This is a genomic window from Microvirga tunisiensis (genome assembly GCF_009296175.1).
Taxonomy (GTDB): domain Bacteria; phylum Pseudomonadota; class Alphaproteobacteria; order Rhizobiales; family Beijerinckiaceae; genus Microvirga; species Microvirga tunisiensis.
The window spans coordinates 1-4,402 of sequence record NZ_VOSK01000442.1; the positions used below are offsets into that span (position 1 = coordinate 1).

Annotated in this window: 4 protein-coding genes; 3 read left to right on the forward strand and 1 reads right to left on the reverse strand. The window is 64.3% G+C overall.

What is annotated here, in order from left to right; genetic code table 11:
• The first annotated feature begins 557 nt into the window (after positions 1–557).
• Entirely contained in the window at positions 558–938 is a 381-nt protein-coding gene (locus FS320_RS38835; protein WP_152717686.1) for a DUF2794 domain-containing protein, read from the forward strand.
• Between the two features lie 186 nt (positions 939–1,124).
• Positions 1,125–2,120 (forward strand): SDR family oxidoreductase, encoded by a 996-nt coding sequence (locus FS320_RS38840; RefSeq protein WP_152717688.1) that lies wholly within the window; start codon positions 1,125–1,127, stop codon positions 2,118–2,120.
• Here the strand turns inward: FS320_RS38840 and FS320_RS38845 are convergent, their stop codons facing one another.
• Positions 2,121–2,654 (reverse strand): GNAT family N-acetyltransferase, encoded by a 534-nt coding sequence (locus FS320_RS38845; RefSeq protein ID WP_152717690.1) that lies wholly within the window; start codon positions 2,652–2,654, stop codon positions 2,121–2,123.
• Positions 2,655–2,767: 113 nt separating this feature from the next.
• Between FS320_RS38845 and FS320_RS38850 the strand changes: the two genes are divergently transcribed.
• Positions 2,768–4,276, forward strand: a complete 1,509-nt coding sequence (locus FS320_RS38850; protein ID WP_338105658.1) for an MFS transporter — start codon at positions 2,768–2,770, stop codon at positions 4,274–4,276.
• Positions 4,277–4,402: the final 126 nt, after the last annotated feature.

Consider the following 4,402-nt stretch of genomic DNA (forward strand, 5'->3'; position numbering starts at 1 on the left):
GGGCTTAGGCCCAACCGGATATAAGGTGATGCGGACGAACGGTTCGCATGAGCGCCATCGGGCTCAACCTCGGAGATCACGGCAGCACCTGCGACCAGCACTTGACTGACGTATCGGCCCATATAAGGGCTTTGCGATCTGGACCATCGCAAAGCCCTTTGAATAAAGGAAAAGGCTGCCTTGGGAGGCAGCCCTGTGTCTCGAGGGTGGCCCGGCTCCTCAAGCAACTCAGAGGGCTGGGGGGCTGACGTGTCCAAGCCGTTCGATGAGCCGGGCCGTCGAGGCAACTTAAGCATTAACGGCATTCAGTTTGGCTCCATCGCGGCACGAATGAGGCAGGAATAAGATTTGCAAAAGAACCGGTGATTCATTGTGTCACGATGGGTTGATCCCTCAGCCGCCGAAGCCCATCATCGGGGCATGTTGACCAGAGCATCGGAGCCAGAAGTGGAGCCGCTTTCAGGATCGATCCAATGCTCATCTATTAACTTGCGCATCGTTCTTCGCGGAAAACCGGGTCCACTTTTCCGCACGGTGCGCCAGACATGGGAGGCGTCATGAGCGAAGGTGACATCGCAGAGCCGCTGCGCGGCGGCTCGATGCAGGGCTCGGCCCACATCGTTCCTTTCCCCGCCGCGCCGAAACAGGTGTCCTTCGACCGTGCCGAGTTGCAGGCCATTCTCAATCTCTACGGCCGCATGGTGGCGGCCGGCGAATGGCGCGATTATGCGATCGACTTCATGCCCGAAAAGGCCGTCTTCTCCATCTTCCGGCGCACATCCGAGGTGCCCCTCTACCGGATCGAGAAGGACCCGAAGCTCGCCAAGAAGCAGGGTGCCTATTCGGTTATCGTCTCGACGGGCCTGATCCTCAAGCGCGGACATGAACTCGCTCGCGTGCTGCGCGTGCTCGACAAGCCGAAGGTTGTATCGAACTAGGGTTGCACACGGCCTGCCGTTCCCGAGCCAATGGCTCGATGAGCGGTCAAGTGGCTTCGCCAGCATGGTGGCCGCTGCGCTGCCCGGAACACCCCAGTGCTCATCGCGTTGCACGAATGATGCCACTGAGGCTGGACCGGCTTCGACAACGACGCGGCCCAACCTCAGCAGCGACGAGGCACTTTCATGACGCGCGAGATTGCCGGCCTTTCCATCGTGATCACCGGCGCGTCGAGCGGCATCGGACGTGCCGCAGCGCTTGCATTCGCCAAGCGCGGTGCCCGCGTGGTGCTCGCGGCACGCCGGACAGAGTTGATCGAGGAAGTCGCCCGTGAGTGCCGGAATCTCGGCACGCAGGCCATCGCGGTACCCACCGATGTGACCGACGCCGAAGCGGTCGATCATCTGGCCCAAGCGGCGCGGCGCGCCTTCGGTAGCATCGACGTCTGGATCAACAATGCCGGCACGGGCGTGTTCGGCCCGTATCAGGATGCGGATATCGCTCTCCACCGCCGTACGATCGAGGTGAATCTGCTCGGGTCCATGCACGGCGCCTATGCGGCCTTGCCCGTCTTCCTCGGCCAAGGCCATGGCATCCTCATCAACAACATCTCGCTCGGAGGCTGGGTGCCGAGCCCCTTTGCCGCAGCCTACACGGCCTCCAAATTCGCTCTGCGGGGCTTCTCGGCAAGCCTGCGGCAGGAACTGGGGGATCAACCCGATATCCATGTCTGCGGCGTGTTTCCCGCCATCATCGATACGCCCGGCTTCGAGCATGGGGCCAACGTCTCGGGTCGGCAGATCGATCTGGGTCCGCTGATCTACGCCCCTGAGGACGTGGCCGAAACCTTCGTTTCGCTCGTGCGCCGGCCGCGCGACGAGGTGGCTGTCGGGTGGCCGGCGCGTGCGGCACAGATCGCCTATGCGTTGGCTCCCGGCCTGACGGAGCATCTGATGGGTGCCGCGATGCGTCGGGCGCTCAAACGCGCGGCGCCTGCACCGCGGACGCAAGGAGCGCTGCTGCAACCCGTTCCGACAGGCAGCGGGGTGAGTGGTGGGTGGCGTGACCGGAAAGGCCTGCCCTTTTCGGCGCGCCGGACCAGCACCGCTGTCGGCGTCATGGCACTGGCAGGCTTGGCCCTGCTCTTCGGGACGAGAGCCGCGGCGCGCGCGCGGCGCTGATCAGATCGGACGCGTCGGCGGTTCCTGCATGCCGCGTCCGAGGGGCCGCTGCATCAGCACCGTGGAAAGCCAGCGCCCGTGCTTGTAGCCGATGCCCTTCAGGATGCCGACCGGCTCGAAGCCCATGCTCCGGTGCAGGCCGATGGACCCCTTCGATTCCTCATCGCCGATGACGGCCACCATGAGTCGGAAATCCCGTCTCTCGCATTCCTCGATCAGAGCGGCGAGCAGCAGGCGCCCGACGCCCTGCCCCTGGGCGGACGGCGCGACATAGATCGAGTCCTCCACCGTCGAACGATAGGCCGGGCGCGTTCTGTAGGCGCCCGCATAGGCATAGCCGAGGATCGCGCCGTCCTTTTCCGCCACGAGATAGGGATAGCCGCCCTCCAGAATGGCGGCCCGGCGGCGCACCATCTCCAGCTTGTCGGGAGGCTCGAGCTCGAACGAGGCCGTGCCATGCGTCACCGCATGGGCATAGATGGCCGAGATGGCATCGAGATCGGATTCGGACGAAGGGCGCACGAGAATGCTCATGGAGATTGTCTAATGCATTTTCGGGATGCGAAGGAATAGCATATCGGATTGGGAAGACTGTCTTTTCATCGTCCTCCTGCTTTAACATGGGGCGTCATCGGAAAGGCCTGCGCGTGAACGAGCTCAGCCCAAGCAAGCCGCAGCCATCCACCGGGTCCCGAAAGCAGGCTTATGTGGTCTGGACTGCGATCCTGGCCTCCAGCATGGTTTTTGCCGATGGCGCCATCGTCACCGTCGCGATGCCGCAGATGCGCGAGAGCCTGCAGGCCTCCCTGTCCGAGATGCAATGGATCACCAATGCCTATGCACTGACGCTGTCCGCGTTCCTGCTTCTCGGCGGTGCGGCCGGCGATGCTTACGGCCTGAGACGAATCTTCATGATCGGCATCGCCTGCTTCGGCCTGACCTCTTTGTTGTGCGGCCTGTCCGGATCGGCCGGGATGCTGATCGCGGCCCGGGCCTTTCAGGGGATCGGCGGCGCCTTGCTGGTGCCGGGATCGCTCGCCCTGATCAGCGCCCATTTCCCGAAGGATGCGCGGGGGAAGGCCATCGGCACCTGGGCGGCCGCCTCCGGCATCGCCGCGGCCCTCGGGCCGATTCTCGGCGGCTGGCTCATCGATATCGGCCCCTGGCAGGCGATTTTCTGGATCAACGTCCCCATGGCCGCGCTGGCACTCTGGCTGTGCTGGCGACATGTGCCGGAAAGCCCGGTGATGGCAGAGACCCCCATGGACTGGCTGGGTGCCGTCCTGGCGGACGCCGGGCTCGGTCTCCTCGCCTATGGGCTCACGGCGCTGGGCGAATGGGAAAGCCATCGGGCCATCGCGATCCTGCTGACGCTCGCCGGTGGGGCGGTCCTTGGCCTTTTCGTGCTGCACGAGAAGCGCTGTGCCGCTCCGATGATGCCGCTCGACCTGTTTCGCGTGTCGGCTTTCGCCAACGTCAATGCGCTGACCCTGCTGCTCTATTTCGCCCTCAGCGGCGCCTTGTTCTTCCTACCGGCGGCGCTGATCGAGGCCCATGGCTATTCGGCCGCCAAGGCAGGCTCCGTGTTTCTGCCCTTCACCATCCTGATGGCCGTGCTCTCCCGGCTCGGCGGCGTGATGGCCGACCGGTTCGGAACCCGCATGCTCCTCACGATGGGTCCCCTCATCACGGCCTTAAGCTTTGCGCTTCTGGCTCCTGCCGTCCTTCATGGCGGCTACTGGCTCGCGGTGGTGCCGGTCATGGCCGTCATGGGGCTGGGCCTGGGAATCACGGTCGCGCCGCTGTCGACCACGGTCATGAATGCCGTGCCCGACGAGCGCATCGGCGTGGCCTCCGGCATCAACAACGCGATCTCCCGAGTCGCGGGGCTGATCGCCGTCGCTGGATTGGGCATCGTGGCCACGTTCGGATTTCGGCAGGCTGCGCTATGGACGGCTCCGGAGATGGCGGATCTCTTCGCACGAACGACCTTCGGCGCTCTCCCGCCGATGTCCGCCTCGCCACCCGACGCCTTAAGGGAAATCTATGCCACGGCCATGATCGGCGGGTTCGGGCTGGTGGCCCTGATCTGCGCAGGTGCGGCCGTTGCGAGCGCCTATTTCGGCTATCGCTCGGCACTTCCGCCGGAGAGATGAACAAAAGAAAAGCCCCGGCCTTTCGGCCGGGGCTTCGTGATCGTTCGATCCGCTCGTCGTTACTCGTTGCGATTGCCCACGAGCGCGAGGAGGAACTGGAACATGTTGATGAAGTCCAGGTAGAGC